The sequence below is a fragment of the Bacillus sp. OTU530 genome (assembly GCF_038440375.1).
This window is the reverse complement of record NZ_JASATP010000011.1, coordinates 1-19830: the sequence shown is the minus strand read 5'-3', so window position 1 is coordinate 19830 and position 19830 is coordinate 1. Positions and strand designations below refer to the sequence as shown.

21 protein-coding genes are annotated in these 19830 nt (G+C 38.1%); 2 read left to right on the top strand and 19 right to left on the bottom strand.

All coding sequences use genetic code 11. From position 1 onward, the window contains the following. Positions 1-105: 105 nt before the first annotated feature. The 11 genes from AAHB12_RS10415 to AAHB12_RS10365 form a co-directional block, all read right to left on the bottom strand. On the bottom strand, positions 106-471 hold the full coding sequence (locus AAHB12_RS10415) for a sensory rhodopsin transducer (RefSeq protein ID WP_129726326.1): 366 nt from the start codon (positions 469-471) through the stop codon (positions 106-108). Continuing rightward, positions 468-1487, bottom strand: a complete 1020-nt coding sequence (locus AAHB12_RS10410; protein ID WP_342045263.1) for a Gfo/Idh/MocA family protein — start codon at positions 1485-1487, stop codon at positions 468-470. Before AAHB12_RS10410 ends, AAHB12_RS10415 begins: the two co-directional genes overlap by 4 nt. Continuing rightward, complete coding sequence (locus AAHB12_RS10405; RefSeq protein ID WP_342045262.1) at positions 1481-2311, bottom strand: sugar phosphate isomerase/epimerase family protein; 831 nt, start codon at positions 2309-2311, stop codon at positions 1481-1483. Before AAHB12_RS10405 ends, AAHB12_RS10410 begins: the two co-directional genes overlap by 7 nt. A gap of 181 nt (positions 2312-2492) precedes the next feature. Beyond that, positions 2493-3401 carry a carbohydrate ABC transporter permease gene (locus AAHB12_RS10400; RefSeq protein WP_342045261.1) on the bottom strand — a complete coding sequence of 303 codons (909 nt, stop codon included), beginning with the start codon at positions 3399-3401 and terminating at the stop codon, positions 2493-2495. Next, complete coding sequence (locus AAHB12_RS10395) at positions 3398-4264, bottom strand: carbohydrate ABC transporter permease (protein WP_129726330.1); 867 nt, start codon at positions 4262-4264, stop codon at positions 3398-3400. Before AAHB12_RS10395 ends, AAHB12_RS10400 begins: the two co-directional genes overlap by 4 nt. A 255-nt stretch (positions 4265-4519) precedes the next feature. Continuing rightward, positions 4520-5839 (bottom strand): ABC transporter substrate-binding protein, encoded by a 1320-nt coding sequence (locus AAHB12_RS10390; protein WP_129726331.1) that lies wholly within the window; start codon positions 5837-5839, stop codon positions 4520-4522. Between the two features lie 385 nt (positions 5840-6224). Next, complete coding sequence (locus tag AAHB12_RS10385; RefSeq protein WP_342045260.1) at positions 6225-7244, bottom strand: Gfo/Idh/MocA family protein; 1020 nt, start codon at positions 7242-7244, stop codon at positions 6225-6227. A gap of 476 nt (positions 7245-7720) precedes the next feature. Then, positions 7721-7921, bottom strand: a complete 201-nt coding sequence (locus AAHB12_RS10380; RefSeq protein WP_129726333.1) for a hypothetical protein — start codon at positions 7919-7921, stop codon at positions 7721-7723. 140 nt (positions 7922-8061) lie between these two features. Further along, complete coding sequence (locus AAHB12_RS10375; protein ID WP_342045353.1) at positions 8062-8763, bottom strand: YwaF family protein; 702 nt, start codon at positions 8761-8763, stop codon at positions 8062-8064. Positions 8764-8810: 47 nt separating this feature from the next. Further along, entirely contained in the window at positions 8811-9656 is an 846-nt protein-coding gene (locus AAHB12_RS10370) for a hypothetical protein (RefSeq protein WP_342045259.1), read from the bottom strand. A gap of 113 nt (positions 9657-9769) precedes the next feature. After that, complete coding sequence (locus tag AAHB12_RS10365) at positions 9770-10630, bottom strand: exonuclease (RefSeq protein WP_129726336.1); 861 nt, start codon at positions 10628-10630, stop codon at positions 9770-9772. 822 nt (positions 10631-11452) lie between these two features. Between AAHB12_RS10365 and AAHB12_RS10360 the strand changes: the two genes are divergently transcribed. Beyond that, entirely contained in the window at positions 11453-11866 is a 414-nt protein-coding gene (locus AAHB12_RS10360) for a collagen-like protein (protein ID WP_342045258.1), read from the top strand. Between the two features lie 299 nt (positions 11867-12165). Here the strand turns inward: AAHB12_RS10360 and AAHB12_RS10355 are convergent, their stop codons facing one another. Continuing rightward, entirely contained in the window at positions 12166-13068 is a 903-nt protein-coding gene (locus AAHB12_RS10355) for a DMT family transporter (protein WP_342045257.1), read from the bottom strand. Positions 13069-13389: 321 nt separating this feature from the next. Further along, on the bottom strand, positions 13390-14022 hold the full coding sequence (locus AAHB12_RS10350) for a YitT family protein (RefSeq protein ID WP_342045256.1): 633 nt from the start codon (positions 14020-14022) through the stop codon (positions 13390-13392). A 165-nt stretch (positions 14023-14187) separates the two neighbouring features. Between AAHB12_RS10350 and AAHB12_RS10345 the strand changes: the two genes are divergently transcribed. Further along, positions 14188-14631, top strand: a complete 444-nt coding sequence (locus tag AAHB12_RS10345; RefSeq protein ID WP_342045255.1) for an Lrp/AsnC family transcriptional regulator — start codon at positions 14188-14190, stop codon at positions 14629-14631. A gap of 129 nt (positions 14632-14760) precedes the next feature. Here AAHB12_RS10345 and AAHB12_RS10340 read toward each other — a convergent pair whose 3' ends face one another. The 6 genes from AAHB12_RS10340 to AAHB12_RS10315 all read right to left on the bottom strand — a co-directional run bounded on the left by AAHB12_RS10340 (position 14761) and on the right by AAHB12_RS10315 (position 19649). Further along, entirely contained in the window at positions 14761-14982 is a 222-nt protein-coding gene (locus AAHB12_RS10340) for a hypothetical protein (RefSeq protein ID WP_129726341.1), read from the bottom strand. Between the two features lie 330 nt (positions 14983-15312). Continuing rightward, positions 15313-15930: a DedA family protein gene (locus AAHB12_RS10335; protein WP_342045254.1), complete on the bottom strand. Its 618-nt coding sequence runs from the start codon at positions 15928-15930 to the stop codon at positions 15313-15315. A gap of 197 nt (positions 15931-16127) precedes the next feature. Continuing rightward, entirely contained in the window at positions 16128-16253 is a 126-nt protein-coding gene (locus tag AAHB12_RS10330; protein ID WP_129726343.1) for an FbpB family small basic protein, read from the bottom strand. Between the two features lie 335 nt (positions 16254-16588). Next, positions 16589-17029, bottom strand: a complete 441-nt coding sequence (locus AAHB12_RS10325) for a hypothetical protein (RefSeq protein ID WP_129726344.1) — start codon at positions 17027-17029, stop codon at positions 16589-16591. 179 nt (positions 17030-17208) lie between these two features. After that, entirely contained in the window at positions 17209-18735 is a 1527-nt protein-coding gene (locus tag AAHB12_RS10320; protein ID WP_446715545.1) for an FAD-dependent oxidoreductase, read from the bottom strand. 674 nt (positions 18736-19409) lie between these two features. Continuing rightward, entirely contained in the window at positions 19410-19649 is a 240-nt protein-coding gene (locus AAHB12_RS10315; RefSeq protein ID WP_342045252.1) for a hypothetical protein, read from the bottom strand. Between the last annotated feature and the right edge of the window lie 181 nt (positions 19650-19830).

Here is a 19830-nt window from a genome sequence, read left to right as displayed (position 1 = left end):
TGTTCCGCCTCTCTTTCTTCACTAGATATGTTCGTTATCCTGTCAATTCAACATGTAGCATGTTATTTAAAGGAGCTGCTATTCCACTAATCCCCGATAATAAAACTACTCCGTAGGATATGCCATTGTCGTAAACAATGCTAATGCTTCCTGGGAAGTGTCCAACCTGCTATGCTGTACGACAATGGGTACGGAGCTGTCTACTTTTATCGCATATGGGACATTTCTAGGTACTTGTTTACCATCTTGGTCCACAATTTTATCTAGACGAATATGATGGGTTCTCCTTGCACCACATTCAGTGATAAAGTTTTCCATCGGATCCATATCCTCGAAATAAAAGGTTAACCGAATGGATGCGTGTTCTTCTGTTAAATTCAAAACGCATACTGCTTCATGACTAATCTGTTCCCCCAGGCTTTTAGGCTGTAAAAAACCATCTGGAATAATCCAGCTTTTTTTCCCGATCATTGCAACATCGCCTTTCTAACTTGGGGAACCTCAATGACGGCACCGTCTTCCATCTGGGAGCGAATAGCTGCTTCGATCACCTCTTGTCCTGCAAGCGCGTGTGCACCTGAAGCTTCTATTTGATCAGGGGCAACCCCTTCTTTAACCTGTTTTATGAAATGATCAAGTCTATTTTTAAATGTTTCTTGAAAACTGCCGACCCCAGTCATAATGGAATTACGTAGAACCAACAATTCGTCCCGCTCATGTGGATAAAAAGTGAAGTTTTCATAAACATTATCGATAACGAATCTTCCTTTATTACCTGCTACTTCGCAATATTCAATCGGGTGACGGCCGGCAGAATCATAGCTTCCTGTTAAGTGGCCAACTGCCCCAGATGCAAATTCAAGATTGATTGAAGCTGTAGACCAAATATTTCGTCCTGGTGCTTTCGTCATAAATGACTGCACTCGTCTAATATCACCTGCAAAATAACGCAACACATCAATTGAATGCGGGTGCAGCGCACGTAAATGGAACCATGGACTTGTCTCCTTTGGATTTTGAATCGTAAGCTTCATATTTAAATATAATAGAGTTCCTAACTCTCCCTTATCTATTAACTCTTTTCCTTTATACGCTGCAGGAACAAAACGGTGATTTAGGTTGCTAGCCAATCGGACATTTTTCTCTGCAGCTAAACGAACCATTTCCCTAGCCTCTTCAATATTATTGGAGATTGGCTTTTCTACTAGAACATCCTTATCAGCTTCTATCGCCATAATTGCGGGCTCAAAATGATCTCCACCATTTTCTTCACCCGAAGTAGCGATACTAACAATATCTATTTCTTCATTTCTTAACATTTCTTTCATGTCCGTATAGACCTTACATCCATATAAATCAGCCATTGCTCTTGCACGTTCTTCGATTAAATCGCAGGCTGCCACAAGCTTAACATCTGGATTTTGGCTATAGTAGCGACAGTGAATTTTCCCAATATTATTAACCCCCACAACGGCAACTTTTAGCATATTACATTCTCCTTTCTTTCCCTAGCTTCTTGGAACAGACGACCTAAGTATCCACGGCTTTCTGCCGCGATAGCTACTACCTTTGGCAACTCATAATCTTTTGCTCCGATAATTTCTAATACAGTAGCACCCTCATATCCAATTTCCACCATCTTATTGACTACGTCCTTCAACGGCACAGTTCCTCTGCCAGCAATTTGATATTCTGGCGCAGCAATTTTCAACTGTTCAATGAAAGTATCACGGATATGACTATGAATAATATAGTCCTTTAGTGCTTCAATAGCAGCAACTGGATCGTCTCCTACACGTCCCACGTGAGTGGCATCAAAATTCAGCCCGAGTGCTGGATGTTTGACTTCTTTCATAAGACGAAGAGCTGTTTTCGTATTGTAAATGCTTTGACCGTAATGCAGCTTAAGTGCAAATCGTATGCCCACATCCCCTGCTGCTTGAGCTAGTTTTTCTATTGCTAAAATAGAAGCTTCCGTTTTTTCTTCATTGTCGGATTCACCCGAGCTTCCTACTGTCACGATAGGAATCCCTAATTTTGCAGCTCTCGCAAATACCCTTTTTGTTCGTTCCAGATTTTCAGGAACTAAAATATTGGTAGCTGCTTCAACACAATACAATTCAAGTCCCGTATCTTCTACCAGCTTTCGAATTTCATGCAGATGAGCATCACTTGCCGTGTCGCTCAGGTGCTCCGCCATCCCAACTATAGAGGCTAGTTCAATCCCCTTGTACCCGCTAAATTTGATATACTCTACAGCTGTTTTTAGGTCATATCCGCCAAATAGAACTGAATTGACGCCTAGTTTCATTCCGGTCTCCCCTTTATCAAAAATTTTCGTATAACTACTTAATATAAGCGCTTACAAATCCGATTATATTTCGGTAATCTCCTCCTCTGTTTCGCTTATCTAAATAGTAAAACTACAAAAATTTCCATTCATTGTTTATTGAGCCATCGACATGGTCTATACAGCCATCCCCTTTTGATTTTTATCCTTTAACAGCTCCAGCCGTCATTCCTGCAACAATTTTCTTGTTAAAGAAAATAAATAGAACCAGTGGCGGAATAGAGATGAGCAGCACATCAGCAAATAGTAAATGCCAGGAAGTCCCGAACATGCCCATGAAGTTATAAAGCGTTAATTGCACAGTTGCATTCTCTGCACCTGGGAAAAAGTAAAGCATGTTTTCGAAATCGTTATAAATTTGAATTGACGATAGAACGATAATTGTTGATGTTACCGGCTTTAATAACGGCAGTATGATTTGGAAATAGAATCTAAAGCTGCTGCAGCCATCCATGAGGGCTGCCTCATCGAGCTCACGCGGTATGGTTGCCATAAAAGCTTTATATAGCATACATGCAAATGAGAAATGCAGTGCAGATTCGAGCAGAACAATCCCTGGTAACGTTTTAAACAAACCAATCGTTTGCATAACCCAAATCGTTGGAACGATGGCAGGCGGTATCATTAGCCCCATTAGAATTAGATAGTTAGCCTTTTTTGAAATTTTTCCTTCTCTACGTTGTAACACAAATGCTGCCATAGAGCATACGAGAATTAAAATTGTTATCGATGAAATAGTGATCAGCGTACTGTTAAAGAAAGCACGAAGAACAACACCGTTACTTACCGTAAGTACTTCTTTATAGTTTTCAATCATGTGAAAAGCGCTAGGCCAGGCTAAATTCATCTCGGCAGCTTCCTTACCACTTTTCATCGAATTAATAATAACAAAGTAAAACGGTATCCCAAATAGAATAATAGATACCAGAACAGCAAAACTTTCAATAGCAAGTAATCTATTCTTCTTTTTATTATTCACTGTCTCCGTTTTCGTTTCCGTTACGAAATTGTTTTGCAGGACAACATTACTATCCTCATGCTTAATGCTCATAGATCCACCTCTTTTCGGTTAAGTAGTTTAAAGATCGGAAACGCAATAAGTCCTACAAATAGGAACAAGAGAACATTACCAGCTGTCGCAAGTCCGTAGAAGCCCCCGGCATATTGTTTATAAACAATGGAGGCAAGTAAATCGGTTGTAAATCCCGGTCCTCCTCCTGTCATTGCCCAAACAAGGTCAAATGTACGTAATCCACCAATAAGCGCTAGAATAATAACTGTATTCATAGCAGGTCTTGACAATGGGAGTACTAAATGGACAAATTCCTGAAATGAATTTCCTCCATCGATTTTAAGCGCCTCGTAATACTCAGACGGAATGGCCATGATACCCGCAATGAATATAACTGTAGCAATCCCCACACCTTTCCATACGTCTACCAAAGCAACGGATAACAACGCAATGTGAGGATTACCCAGCCAGTCGATACCCGGGATGTTTAGTGCCTCTAGCGTTTTATTAATAAGCCCTAAAGTAGGATGCATCATTGATTTAAATACAACACCGACTGCAATTGTACTTAGCAGAGCCGGAAAAAAAACAACGGATCTCAAATAATTTTTGTTTCTAATTTTAGAACAAAGAAATAGTGCAAGTAAAAGTCCAATAATTACCTTTAGCCCCATCGTAGTAAAGGCATAAATAAGGGTGTTTTTAAAACCGATACGAAGTGAGGGCTCGGAGAAAAAGTTCAGGTAATTCTCAAATCCGATAAACTGCCAGTCAAAAAGTGTCCATCTGGTCAAGCTGAAAAATAATGACATAATTGTCGGCACTAAGAATAATATAGTGTAAATAATCGTTGCTGGTATGAGAAAGGCATAAGAATACATGTTTTTTGTCCCACTATTCATTTGTCTATCCCTCCTATTTCCTTTAGAACGAGCAAGAGGCCGCCTCCAAATATGATGGTCACTATCTTGGAGGCACCTCTTGTAAGCGCTCTCTTTTTATTTATTTTTTAAAGAAAACTCGCCGATTGGCGAGCCCTGCTCTTGGGCGAAGACAGAGGTGTAGTTGCACTTACACTTTATTCCTAAAATTCCCCGCTACGTCGAATTAACTTCTAGCTGGGAATTTATACTTTCTTAAAGTGTAAAAGCATTGGTTTACCATCCCTCAAGGCCAAGCTGCTGCGCCTGTTTCTCAACATCTTTGTCATACATCTCTGCAGCTTTCTTCGCGGATGTAATATTACCGCCAACCTGTTGAGTAATTTGTGGTAAGTTAGCACCTTTTATCGGAGTAGAAAATTCAAGAGCAGGGGCTACTTTATCCTCTTCAAAGTATGGCATCATGTCCTTGACAGCCTCATATGCATCATCAGGAACAGAAGCACCTTCTATTACAAACGGTCCAATATTCTTAGATTGAGACGCATAAGTTTCTAAACCTTCAGGAGAAATATAAAATTCTAACCATTTTTTTGCAGCCTCTAGATGCTCTGTTTTATTGTTAATGAGGACCGCATTAGGCATCCAGGTAGTAAATCCATTTTTATCCGCACTATCACCTGGTTGCGGGAAGACGCCAATATCATTTATCTTGTCAGGATAATTTTTAGCAATGATTGGAAGAGCTTGAGTCAGCATTGGATAATGGACACCTTTACCTTCAGCAAGCATTTGCATAGCTTGGTCATAGGTAGTTGCATTAAAGTCTTTATTCATATAGCCCTTTTGCCCAATCTCTTGCAATTTTTCAAACCCTCTAAGGGCAGCAGGAGTTGATGCATACTTTGCTTTCCCTTTCGTATAATCTTTTGCGAAATTTGGTTCTTCAGCTTGCAAGTTATAGTAATCTGCAAGTAAAATGAGCTGTGATGTCCAACTAGTAGCATATGAACCTATTACAGCAGTTTTGCCAGCCGCTTTTATCTTTTCGTTATTGGCCATCAGCTCATCCCATGTTTTCGGAACAGAAAGACCTAGCTCTGCATATACTTTTTTGTTATAAAGCCATGCGCCAACCTGGCTGGAGGAAGCAGGAATGCCAAAAACCTTTCCATTATCAGATACTACCTTTTTATACGAATCTGATACTTTATCCATAAATGGCTCATTCGTAAGATCCACGAAATGCTGCTCAGGATTTAACGTTTTTAATAATGAACCCGAATTAAAGATTGTTAAATCGGCCATCTCTCCTGTAGCAAGACGTGTTTTCATGATATTCTCGCCTTCTGGTCCACCTGGATGTACTTCTACCTCTGTCTTAATATTGTACTTTTCCTCAATTTTTTTAACAACAGCTTGAAAACCCGGTGTGTTCTGCGTTTCCCCCAAAAGCATCGTAAGAGTAACCGGCTTATTTGAATTAGACTCACTACCGCTTGTTGACTCACTATTTCCGCTACACCCTGCCAATATAGTAGAAAGTGCGATCCCAACCGCTAACGATTTGGAAATTTTCGATTTCAATTTAAGCATTTTTATCTCCCCCTCATTCAGCAATGAATTCACAAACAGATAAAATATAGAAACATACACAAAGTTGAAACCGTTTTCAATTATTTATAACCGATTAGAATTATCTATTATTGCTCATTTTAAGGCTGTCTGTTTTTCTAAGAAGATTGTTACCTCTTTAATTCATCATGCTAGCAAGAAGAGCCAGAAAACAAACACCCCCTTTACCGATATGTAATTAATCTAATATTAAGAAAAATAAAATCAGAAATTATTATTAAAAAAATGAAATGATCCGGATTCAGTCTTTTTGAAATGTCATAGGAATAACATATAAAAGTATTCTTTAAGTAGATTTTTTGAGGATGAATTTCTAAGTTACTAATAGACACCTAATTCTTATTAGTTATTTCACTACCGTTTTTTTCACTTGAGGAACCTCTATGACTGCTCCGTTTTCCCTATGAGAGCGAATTGCTGCTTCGATCACCTCCTGACATGCAAGTGCATCATAGCCTGAAGCATCGACTTGGCTCGGGTCAACTCCTCCCTTCACTTGACTGATAAAATGATCAAGCCTATTTTTAAATGTTTCATGGAAACTTCCAACACCTGTCATAATAGAATTACGAAGTACTACGAGCCCATCACTTTCATGAGGATAAAATGTAAAATTCTCATACACATTATCGATGATAAATCTGCCTTTATCCCCTGCAACCTCACAATGCTCAATTGGATGGCGCATAGACATATCATAGCTTCCGGTCAAGTGACCGACTGCTCCTGAGGAAAATTCGAGGTTAATGGATGCCGTAGACCAGCTCGTTCTCCCCGGTGCCTGTGTTAAGAAAGCTTGTACCCTCTGAATGTCTCCTCCGAAATAACGCATAACATCAATAGAATGTGGATGCAATGCCCGAAGATGGAACCAAGGAGTCATTTCCTTTTGATTCTTAATAGCTAACTTCATATTAATGAATAATAGCGTTCCTAAAGCTCCTTTATCAATGAGCTCTCTTCCCTTATAAGCAGATGGTACAAACCTATGGTTTAAATTACAAGCTAATCGGACATGTTTTTCCGCAGCAAGGCGAACCATCTCTCTTGCTTCTCCTATATGATTGGAGATAGGTTTTTCAACTAAGACATCCTTCCCCGCTTCAATTGCCATAATAGCTGGTGCATAATGATGTCCACCGTTCTCCTCTCCTGCGGTAGCAATGCTAACAATATCGATTTCTTCATTATGTAACATGGTCTGCATGTCCGTATAAGCCATTACCCCGTACTGATTCGCAATCGATCGTGCCCGTTCTTCATCCAAATCACATACACACACAAGTTCAGTATCCGGATTCATTACGTAGTTTTGGCAGTGTATCTTGCCAATATTATTAACTCCTACAACAGCAGCCTTAAGCATAATCCACCTCCTTTATCATATTTTCATTCTCCTTATCCCATTTAAGGAATCAGGTTATTACTTATCTTTTACTTTCCTTTATACTAATACATGCCTATTTAGCCCCTCAAGGTCTATCGCGCCATCTTTTTTGCGAAATGAATCTTCTTGTACATTTACATCCAGTTTTAAAACAACATGTTCGTCGATGGAAATTAGGGCTGTTGTTTCTATAACCACTAAGCTAAGAAAATGCTATAAAAAGATGTTTTCCATATGTTAAAATTTCTTAAATTACGGTGAATGAAATTACACAAACATTTCCTTCAATCTCAAGTTATTCAGAAGAGATGAAGCAAAAAGTGGTATCTATTAATAAGACCTCTGAGAAGGTTATTAATAGGCTTTGTAACAAGATGCAAAAATTAAATTCAACCTATATAGTCACTTAGGAAAAATAAAAAACATCCAATCAAGGATGTTTCAGCTAATATCATTCAAATATCCTCTTCTACTTTTTCAGTATTAATTGTAATTGTGTTGAACTCTCCGTCAACTGGAAACACTACATCTTGCACTTTACTTAAGCTAACAATCACTTTATCCGATTTAGTAGCAACAAGCCAATGATTTACCAAAACTTCAGCTTCTTGGTTAGACACTTTTTGCAGTTGTTCGATGAGCTCCTTTATTTTCATTTTTATCACTCCCTCTATTTTTACATTCAACAAGGGAGAGCAACATCCTTCTAGTCAATAAAAAAACCTCATGCACTTAATTTTGTGGGCACTAACGGAAACCCTTTTTATCCAATCGGATTATCCGCATAACAAATCACTCACATAATCCTTTCTCGTCGACGAAAAGGAAGCCACAACAGAAAAAATATGACGATAGTCACCCCTTCTAAGGATAGAAGATACCATGGATATGGACCAAGTATATCCAGCAAGGATTGACTCCGTGGTTTATGCACCAAAAACATATAATTTCCACCCGTCAGCTTATTCACTATAAAAGCGACTCCTGCTGCTATATGCAAAAAAACATATGCTTTCCAAATAGAACGGACATATACTGGATATTGCTTAACAAATACAAAAAAAGCGATACTCCAAATCACAATAGAGTGTACGAAAAAGAAATGAAAAAACCGAAAATGCGGAAATGAAAAGGATAAAGCAGGAGTCAAAATGGCCTGCAGCTCTCCGCCTATGCCATTGAAGTATAGAATCTCAAATAATAAAAAACGTTTAGTGTATAAAAGCAGAATACATATGTACATATTGATATCACACAATTCAAGCGGCAAGGATGTACTAAGTTTCCATGAATGATCCCAAATCAGCCAACTATGATATCCTGCTTCAAATCCGATTAGCAACAAAAGTGCAGTACGAATAAAAGCATCCTCATGCCGCCGAAAAAATAGACGGTATACAAAGATTACTGCAAGACCAGCTAGTAATACTCCTATCATGAAAATATGTTCAAAGGAATAGGCTTTAAAATGGTGATTATGATGAGCTGAAAAAAAGATTTCTCTCCCTCCTTTGTTTTATTACTTTATTACTAGACCTTATAGAACTATTTGATAAAACTTTCTAATAAAGCAGTTGAGTCAATTCTCCACCGATCTGCTACATGATCACGCCGCATGATAAAACGAACCGTTTTTTTGCTCTTCCCTTCCTCTCTCAAATATAAATCCGCTTTTAATGCAAATTCCATGCACAGCAGTTCACTTGTGTTCTTTTGAGACCGTGAAGGAAGATTTGCAAATCTGATGGACTCAATTCTTGAAACAGCACGATGCAGCTTGTTTGCCTTACTTGGGTTTGTGATGACCATATCTAACATGCTCGCATCCTGTTGATTCACGGCAACCGTAAACGTGTTCACTACTTGATAAGGATCAGCATACTGCAAATACTCTTCTAGCTTCCCCGCTGCCTTCAAAATCATCATCTCATGAGATACATCAGCGCGACCCGATCTATGTGTCGTGCTTCCAGCAAAGTGAATACAAAAGTGCCCTGGGAAGCCATTTATAAGTGCCCCTGCACCATGCGGCATTCCATGCATAGAAGCGGCAATCATTTGATCATGAGATAAAACAATGATTGCTCTTCGTTTCCAGCTCCATTTGCCATTGTAAATTTTTTTCATAATTTTTGTATCTTCCCTCGTTAAAGGCTGTACATCAGCATGTCTATTGCCAGCTCTTCTTTGCACCCTGAAATGCAAACCTGTCTCCACATCTATCACGGTAAATTTCGATTTGTTCGGCAGCACTTCATTTACTTGCTTCCACGGAAGCATTTCAACTTTGAAGCTAATTGGTGTATGTTCATCCTCAAGTTTAGCAGCAGCTGCTGCAGATTGGATCATACAGAAACAAAGAAAAAATATGATGGCCTTTGTTGTCTTCATTGTCTTTCCCCTCTCTCCACCCATATTCTTTCTTACGTTTCCCGAAAAGCATATATTTATGATAAGAATAAACTTATCTGTTTACATAATATTTTTATGGTTATCACTCAAACCTAGATTGGCTTTTGATCCATTCCGTCACTTTTCTTTTTCAACGCATTCAATGCATGCAACTGTTGTTTTGCTTTACGCAGAGCCGTTTTAAAATACCCTTGCAGCTGCTGTAAAGCTGTATCGTCAAAGTCATGCTGATCGAGTGCATTTTCCCATGTACGGCTCTTTGTAAAAGCCCCCCATGTCAACGAAGAGTGCTGTCCCTTCTTCAACTCCTTAAACACCCAGCGGGTCAGCTTCTTTCTTCCTTTATCTGTAAGTACTCCCTCCTCCAAAAGCAGCGGCTCGCTCTGTCTTCTATATGAACCATATAAATCCTTTTCCATAGCTACCTTTAGAAAAATACTTGTAGTATTTTTCGCATCATCGAACGCACGGTGCTGCTCACCCTCCCACTGTAAAGCAAGCTTCTCAACCGCCAGCTTCAAGCTTGGCTGATTAGGAAATAACTCCTCATAAGCGTGAAAGACAAATTTCTGTAGATCAAAGCGTCTATCCTTCTCTAAATTCGGACATTCTACACCGTGCAACGCACAGTCCTCCTTCAAAAAAGAGTAATCCTCCTTTCCCCACGTTACTAGCATATACTCTTCTCCAACAAACTCCCGAAATCGTTCAATCGCTTGAGGAAACCGTTCCGCTTCCCTTATATCCTGCTTTGTAATTCCTGTTAGTTTTGTTGTATGTCGAGAAAGAGAGGATTTTGGCTTTACAAGAGAGGAAAAGCTAGCCACTACGTTCATCGTACACGCTTCAATTTTAATTGCACCTATATCCACAATTTCTGCCGGAATATCCGACTGATACGGCCTAAAATTCCGTTCAATATCAAAAACAATATAATACTCAGGCTTATACATATGATGTACCTCTTCTTTATCTTTTTTTTCATTATATCGTTTATTTTTTTCATGTGCAGAACGTTTATGAAGATTAAAGAGGTTTAGATGTTGAATATTTTTTATGTAAGTATCCTTTTGGGTTGTTTTTACAATGACCAGAAAATGCCTAGGGCTGCTTTTTCCTTGCTTCTATTAAAGAAAATTCGCCGATTGGCGAAGACAGAGGCGTAGTTGCAGTTATACTTTATTCCTCAAATTTTTCACTGCGTCGAATAGTCCCCCAGCTAGAAATTTGGCCTTTCTTAAAATGTAAGAGCAACAGACACAACCTCCAAAAGTTATAGAAAAAAACGGCCCCACACAAAAATATAGAGTAAAATCTATACCAAAACAAAGTTAAGCGGTGATATTACTAGTTTGAAGATTTCGTATATGTACCAAAACATATACGAAATCTTATTAATAAAAGGGCGCGATTTAAAGCATAAACCTCGCCTTCTACAATGATTTTACTACTACAAATCCCCTTGCACTTTTACTTTATATAGTGATATAGAAATTTTCGGTAGAACCTGTGAAAGCTGACTAATGCATTATGTGTTAAAATAAATTGAAATTATCAACAAGCCGAAAATATGCAAATTTTTATTTATTTCTTGCATATTTTCGGCTTTTTTACATTCAAAAAACATACTGCCATAACCATTTTTTAATTGCCAAATACAATATGTTTCGGAAGCAAATGGGCAGTAATTTAGACTGCGAATGAGCTTCATAAAGGAACAGTACAACATACTAATACTTTAGAAATTTATTTTAGATAAGGTGGTGATCTTTTAAATGTATGATCAGACAGTATACTCCTATATAAATTATGATCAGCAATTGGAGCGTCAATTTCCAAGTTTACCAGCGCCCCCGTTTCCGGGACCACCAGGTTTACCGGGGTTACCAGGACCTGAGTTTCCGGGACCATCGGGTTTACCAGGTCTACCCGGATCACAACCCCCAACTGCTCCTCCTCCATCATTTATTCCTCAACAAGCAGTTGCTTCACCATTTGCTGTTGATCCAGGAGCAATTAGGTTGTGCCTGTTTCGTAATACTTTTATATGGCTCAACAATGGTGAAGGGTTTTGGTTTTATCCCATTTTCGTAGGTCCAAGATCTGTTGCTAGTTTCAGATGGAATGGCAGGTTTTGGATGATGTTTGGTATTGATACAAGGAGAATTCTTTCGTTTACGTGTTTTTAAAAACTATCATTTTCGAGGGCGGTGCTTGAATAAGGGCATCGCCTTTTGCTTATTTGATTTACTAAACGGATTGTGAAGAATTACACTTAAAGTAACGGGTCAATATTAGTAATCATATAACAAATAGTAATCGTATTTGGTATGTATTTTGCTATATATTTCATATACTCATGGAATAGAAAAACAGCTCCTTTCATTCCAAAAGAAGCTGTTTTAGTTAAATATCAGTAAGTTTTAGTATATTTACACAAGTGACTGTTTTTTGAACCTAATTAAATAGATAACAAACCAGCTTTGAATTAATCATGCTCCGCTCTGCTCATCCGGACGATTCTCTTATGTTTTACAAGCCATAACCCAATAAAAATGATACTGCCTCCGATAATCTGTTGAAAATAAACATGTTCATGTGCCCAGATAGCTGCAAATAAAACCGCAGCTAAAGGCGTTACATACATATATACCATGGTATTCGTCGCACCAATTTTTTGGACTCCTACATACCATGCAACAAGACCGAAGATTGTAACAAAGAGAATAGAATACAATAATGCTAGCCAGGTTGTAAGCTTTAAGTGAAAAGAGAGAGAAAGCAAATTTGAGCTGCTTAACAAGAATAATGGCACAGCTCCTATCATAGCTGACCACGCTGTCACTCTTAAAGCAGAATACTTGTTTATTAATGGATTTGCCAAAATAGGATACACTCCCCAGCTCACAGATGCAAGAATCCCAATCATCGTACCCATTACTACATTTTTTTGATGATTTGCTGGATCTTGCACAAGCAATACAAGCGCAGCTCCTATAAATGCTGTAAGAGAGCCGAGCAGTTTTTGAATTGAAAATCTCTCCTGTCTCATTAACAAGGAGAAGATCGTTGTAAAAATAGGGGATAGCGAAATTAAAAGGGAAGCATTCGTCGCAGAAATATATTTAATGGTTTCCATAAATAGCGTCTGATAAAGAGTAATTCCCACTATACTCACAATCACTAAGCGCCCTAGATCTTCCCGTCTAATAAGAATAGAACGCTCTATCCCTAATGTAATAAATAATAATAAAGGAGCAGCTATCAGCATCCGAATTGCAGTAAAATCAATAGCAGTTAATTCGACGACCCCATACTTTCCAATCGTATAATTAATACCCCAAATTACAACAACAGCAAGTAACAGACATTCAATTGTCCAACGTTTCATTTATAACCTCTCCGTATTATACTTTATTCCTAAAATTTCTCACTACGTCGAATGGTCTGCCAGCTAGAAATTTATACTTAAAGTATAAAATCAAAAACACCTTTTGTACTCATCCAATTGAGTGATTATAGCATCATCCAATTCTATATCGTAATTTAAAGAAAACTCACCGATTGGTTAAGACAGAGGAACAGTAGCACTTCTACTGTATTCCTCAAATTTCCGACCGCATCGAATGGCTGCCAGCTGGAAATTCCTACTTTCCTACATTGTAAAAAAGCAGGATACTCCTACCCTAAGGCAGAGAAACCTGCTTTTTCATTAACTGGCTTTAATCGTTGTCTGAGCTGAGTATTGCTTTACATAGCCATGATGTTGAGTAGACTGATTGCTAGCCGCAATCTTGCTTTTAAAATAGCTAATGACGCTGGAGGTAATTGCAATGGATAAAATAGAGAGTAAACCCTGTACTACCCCTACAGAATAAAATCCGAAACACACAACAAGAAAATCAAATGTGAAATTAAGTTTTCCCGGATTCCAATTCAGCTTTTTTTGCAAGATAAGCGCAAGAATATTCGTACCTCCAAGCGAAGTACGGTTCATAAACAACATTGATATTCCAAAGCCAATAATTGCGCCACCTAGCACAGCCCCAACAGGCATAGGAATAGAAAAACCAGGAAGCAATCGATCGAGTCCTGTCATAAAAGACACCAAGGTAACAGAAACAAGGGTCGCTACTGTAAAGCTCCAGCCCATTACTCTAGCCGCTAACACATAAAATGGAATATTGATTAGAAAAAATACCGCACCAAAAGGAATATCTAACCTATAGCTTAAAATCAATGAAAGTCCGGCGGTTCCCCCTGTCATAACATGAGCATGTTGTAAAATAATTGTTCCGATACTCGTAAGTAAGCATCCTAATACTATGTAGAATGATCTCTTCATAACCTTCTCCTTACCAAACAGTTTCAGTATATGTACATTTACCATTTACATGATATAATTTAAAATGGAGGTTTTACATAAAAAAATAAACATTTTATCACCATTTCAGTTTACATATTGAATACGTTTCATTAAAATATCCTTCATTATGAGAGGCGCATGAATATGGATCAAATTGATATTGATTTACTTCATCTTTTACAAGAAAATGCTCGTATGACTGTTAGCGACCTTTCTAAGAAATTGTCCTTAAGCCGGCCAAGCATTACCGAACGGCTGCTTCGGCTTCAAGAGCGTGGAGTCATCGAAGGCTTCTCTGCGAGAATCTCTCCAGCTAAGATAGGAAAGGATACCCTCTTAATTATCCAAATCAGCGATCTTAAAGTATCTACAACTGAGTTTGAGAAGATGGTTGCTGAAGACTCGGATATTATTGAATGTCATCGTGTAACAGGTCATATTGGGTATTTTATGAAAGCAGCTGTATCAGGGATGGATGGCTTACGTTTACTTGTAGATCGCTTGATGCCTTATGGTAACTTATATACCTCAGTTGTCTTAACATCTCCTGTAACATTTCGTCCGATCTTGCCTGATTCAGAAGTCTAGAAGACAAAGGTGTAGTTACGCTGTATTCCGAAAATTTCCCACTACGCCAAATGACTTCCAGCTGGAAATTACTACTTTTCTACAGTGTAAAAAAACAGCACAGAGGCTAATGTCCTCTGTGCTGTTTTTTTATTCCAGCATTACCCCTTCTTTATAGTCCGCCATAAAAGCTTCTACTGCTTCTTCTAATTCTCCGTTTGCCTCAGGAACTTGGATAATGAGTTCTTTTTTCTCATTAACAGGTACTACCATCACATTCCTAAAGCGGTTGATTTCTAATTGAACCTTTAGATCCTCTGCTAATTGTTCTGCTTCCATTTTATCATTCAGAAAATAAATTAAATTTCTCATCAGGCTTCCACCCCTTCCATATTCTACAAAATTTAGTTTTCCTCATAATCCTTAATGCTATAAGTAATAGTTAAAATTTCGAGGAGGTTGGGAAGGTTGAAAAATTAATTGGCATATGTTTTAAATAAAAATTAATACATTACATGAAATTTTAAAATCCCTATTTATGCAGCATAGCTCATCTCATTGGCGAGTTGTTAGGCAAAGACCGGAGTGTAGTTGCACTTACGCTGTCTTCTTAAACTTTCCGACTATGCCGAATGGCTGATATCTGGAAGTTTATACCTTAATACAGTATAAAAAGCTATAGGGACTCCCCCATAGCCTTGCTTATTTCATCTCCACTGCTTTCCTTTTCCTGATAGCCATCACTACAAATAGCAGAAAAAGAATTCCCAAACCTACATAAATGATATTTGAATATATATCCATATAGCCTACAATACTCTCCCAGGAACCACCTACTGCAGCACCTAAATTTACAAGAATCACATTCCAGATAAGCGTGCCAAGCGTTGTCAACAAGAGAAACACAACGAAGTTCATACGTGACATACCGGCTGGAATCGAGATTAAGCTTCTTACTAACGGGATAAGCCGGCAAAAAAACACAGTCCATACCCCATATTTTGTAAACCAAGCATTTGCCTTATAAATATCCTTTCTCGTCAAGCGCAGAATAAAGCCCCATTTATCGACTATTTTCTCTAGCTTATTTACATCCATAAGAAGGCCAATACCATATAACATAACAGCTCCACCTACAGACCCAACCGTAGCAAACAGCACAACTCCCATTACACTTAAATTTGTCGTAGTAGTCATAAAGCCGCCAAACGTCAAAATAACCTCTGAAGGGATCGGCGGAAATATATTCTCCAAGGCAATTAATAACAAAATCCCCATATATCCGAATTGTTCTATGATATTTGTAATCCAGTTCTCCACTCGTATACACTCCTCATTTCCACGCTGAAAAAACGATCTATGTTATTGATTAGGGCAATTCATCTAAGCAAAAGCCAACTAACATTGCTTTGCATACTATTTAGAAGTCATAGCACCACGAAAAATGTCTAGGTAATATCAAGCTTCTTCTTAGAAAGCATCCTGTCATTTGATATTACATTTTTTATACAATAGTGTTATTTAGCATTTACATATTTTTCATCGATACGTTTTTCAATTCTCTCAAGTTGTTTCTTATCTTTTAAAAGTTCCTCCTTATTTTTTCTGATTAACTCTGATAAAGATACTTTAACTTTTTTCATAGCTCCATCTACCTCTCTTTTCATTGTAAATACTGTATAACCAGCTTAGCTGGGCACGCAAAGCGCAAAAAAACCTTTACCGTTGTTGGTAAAGGTTTTTTACGTACATATAAAAGACCTTTACCACAGAAAAAGTAAAGGTCTTGCTAACAACATTATGTTGCCAACAAAGCCGGAAGCAATACAGCTCCGAAATGACGACTTTGTTGTAAAAGCTACTCCCCTTTAGGAGATTTATTCGACTATTTGAAATAATCATATTATAGTTATGATTCTTCTGTCAATGACTTTTTGCATATAACCCCGTCGCATTTTAACACATCAAGAGTCTCCAATTACGATTGAAGCTGCTTTAGGAATATGTTCAAATCCGCTTGTACCTTTTTAACCAACTCCTGAATTTTGGCTATATCTAGCTGTTGCTTTCCTGTCTCGGCAATGAGAGGATATAAATTCGCCTCAATTTTGGTATATTGATCTGGATATGCTTTCTCTACATCCTCTTCAAATGAGTCCCATTTTTTAGCGATCTCTTTTCCAAACTTGTTAATCGTTTCTTGCTGAGATGAGGTTTTTAAATAATTTTCTAGCTTTTGCACCTCCTGCAGCACGCTGTTCACTCCCGTTTTGAGATCAGGCTGCAGCTGAGTTACAGATTGAGCTTCCTCTTTCGGCGCTTGTTGTGCGCCCTCTCCAGTTCCGGAAGCACCGCAGCCTGTAACAGACAAAGCTCCAGCAAGAACAATAAAAGACAGCCATTTCCGAGTATATTTCATGGACAAAACCTCCTTTTTCAATGTCAGTCTTGTCCAAATTATCCCGCTCTTATACTTTGTCTATCATAGATTCTGTAAGCTATTTTTCAACAAGGCAACCTGAATCATAGAGTAGCTAATGCTTGGCAGTTTTTTCGTTCCTGGCAAGGTTACTGATAACTACCGCTAAGTATCAAGGGTTATTCTAATTCTATTCTTTTCAAAGGCTTTTCTGCTGGTCCTTCTATTACATCGCCATCTACAGAAAATCTTGAACCATGACAAGGACAATCCCATGTCCGCTCTCCATTATTCCATTCAAGTTCACATCCCATGTGAGTACAATTGGAGTCGACGAGATGTAAGCATCCTTTCTCATCTCTGTATGCACAAGCCCTTGCTCCGTTTACATTGACAACAGCACCTTCATCAATATCGACATCCTCTGGGGTTCTATAAATAATTCCTATTTTCCCACCAATGAGATGCTTCGCCACATCGGCATTTGTTTTGATAAAGTTCTTAATACTTGGATCAGCATGAAATCTTGAAGGACTATATAATTCCGTATAAGGATTTTCCTTCCCTATAATTAAATCCCTCAGCAATAAGGCAGCTGCGGTTCCATTTGTCATCCCCCATTTTCGATATCCCGTCGCGACAAAGATGTTGGATTGATTGTCTGAGATACGGCCAATGTAAGGGATTTTGTCCAAGGTGATTAAATCTTGGGCAGACCATCTGTAAGGGATTTCTTTTATACCAAAAACTTCCTCTCCGAAAGCTTCCAATGCTTCATAATGCTGAATTGTAGGTATCCCTTGACCCGTTTTATGACTTTCTCCCCCGACTAAGATGAGTTTCTCTCCGTTAAAGGTTGTATAACGAAGGGAACGTGTTGGGGAATCTGCACTTATATACATTCCACCAGGGTAGTCTTTTTCTGCCTTTATTCCGAGTACATAGGATCTTTCTGCATACATCCGTGTAAAATACAAGTTAGGCATGTCATAAAAAGGAAAATGCGAGCAGGATACAACGTTTTTGCATGTAACACTATACCCCTCCCTTGTGATAACTTTCGGGCGATCTCCTTTCTCAATAGTTACTGCTGTTGTATTTTCATAAATCATACCTTCGTTTTTGACAAAAGCTTGAAGCAGATGAAGCAAAAACTTTAACGGATGGAATTGTGCCTGTTGTTTCATGACAATAGCCGCTTTTACTTGTAAAGGGAGAGGAATACTTTCTACATATTGACTGGCAATTCCCAGCTTCTTGTAGGCTTCATATTCCTGATTTATCTTACTAACAGAAGAATCGGTATTTCCATAGATATAAGCATCTTCTTCCGTAAAGTCACATTCGATGTTATGCTCCTGAACCATATTTTTAATAAAAAGCAACGCTTCGTTGTTGGCCTCATAGTAAAGTTTAGCTTTTTCTTCCCCTAAATGATTAATAAATTCATCATAAATCAAGTCATGTTGTGCAGTGATTTTGGCAGTGGTGTGACCAGTGGTGCCATTTAAAATGGTACTAGCATCTAAAAGGGCTACTTGTAATCCTTCTTGTACAAGCAAGTAGGCAGTGATAATTCCAGAAATGCCTCCTCCTACTATTGCTACATCTGCTTCAATATCCCTATCAAGCTTTGGAAAGGACGGAAATTCTAACAAATCTCTCCAATAGGGTTCTGGGAATTGCGGCATTTTACTATCTTCTATTTTATGTTCCGTCATAAAATGTACCTCCATCAATCGCTCTATTTAATACATAATTTATCCAATGTGTGAAATATAATAACTTTATGTAATTTTTTACCTTAATTTCCATTATACGTAATTCTTGTCAATCCAATACGTTGTTCCTCTTCTCGTTTAGCTCGTCCACCTTCTACTGCATTTTAGCAGGTATGTCAGCTTTGAACTTATTCCTCATTAATTTTCAGGAAAGCAAAAAAGCATCTCTACCGAAGCAGAAACGCTGAAAACGCTGAGATAACGAATATTCTCGTTTTTCATTAGGGTAGCATTGTCTATAACCCTGATGGACACCGAATGCTCTGACAAAAGGCTGATTAAATTGAATGAAGCACTCTTTTGTTAGGCAATTTTAACAAAAGGGTTTATTTCATTTTGGAGGGTTTTATGAGATGATTTCGCAAATCTAGACAGGTCAGACTTACTTATCAAAAAGCTTTACTTATCCATTATTTCTTAGGCTAGAAGTGAAAAATAAGTCTGTCTTCGGTGGTAAGGTTTTACGGTAAGACAAACAAAAAACCAGCCCTTTGGTGACTGGTTGATATAAGATAGCTTATCAGAAATAAGGTTACTAACCTACCTGTTTATAATCCCCTAGTAAGAAGAGACTTTCCTCTGCCTCCTTTTATTTCACCTTATGAACAGCCTCCACCATCTCCTCCACCAAATCCTCCAGAATCTGTTGATCCACAATCTGAGTAGGAAGAATCAGAAGTTGTCCAAGCTGAGCCATTATGAATATACATAGGGCTATCAATATGATTTTTTTTAAAACTATTTGTACTATATCTATGTCTGTTTACATCCATTCTTAATAAAGAACTGCCTAAAAACAGGACAAAGCAGATTACAGCAAGTATTATAAATAATGTCATAAAAACAACCTCCTCTTTACATAATATTCCAATAAAACGGCTTATTTCCCTGCAATTAAAGAGCTATTTTAAAATTACTAAAAACCAAAAGTCAAAACCACCCGTGAGAACGGGTGGTTTGCTCTACGGCTGAAAGCCTTTGTTACTGACCAACCCCTAAAGGGGCACTGAATGGTTCGCT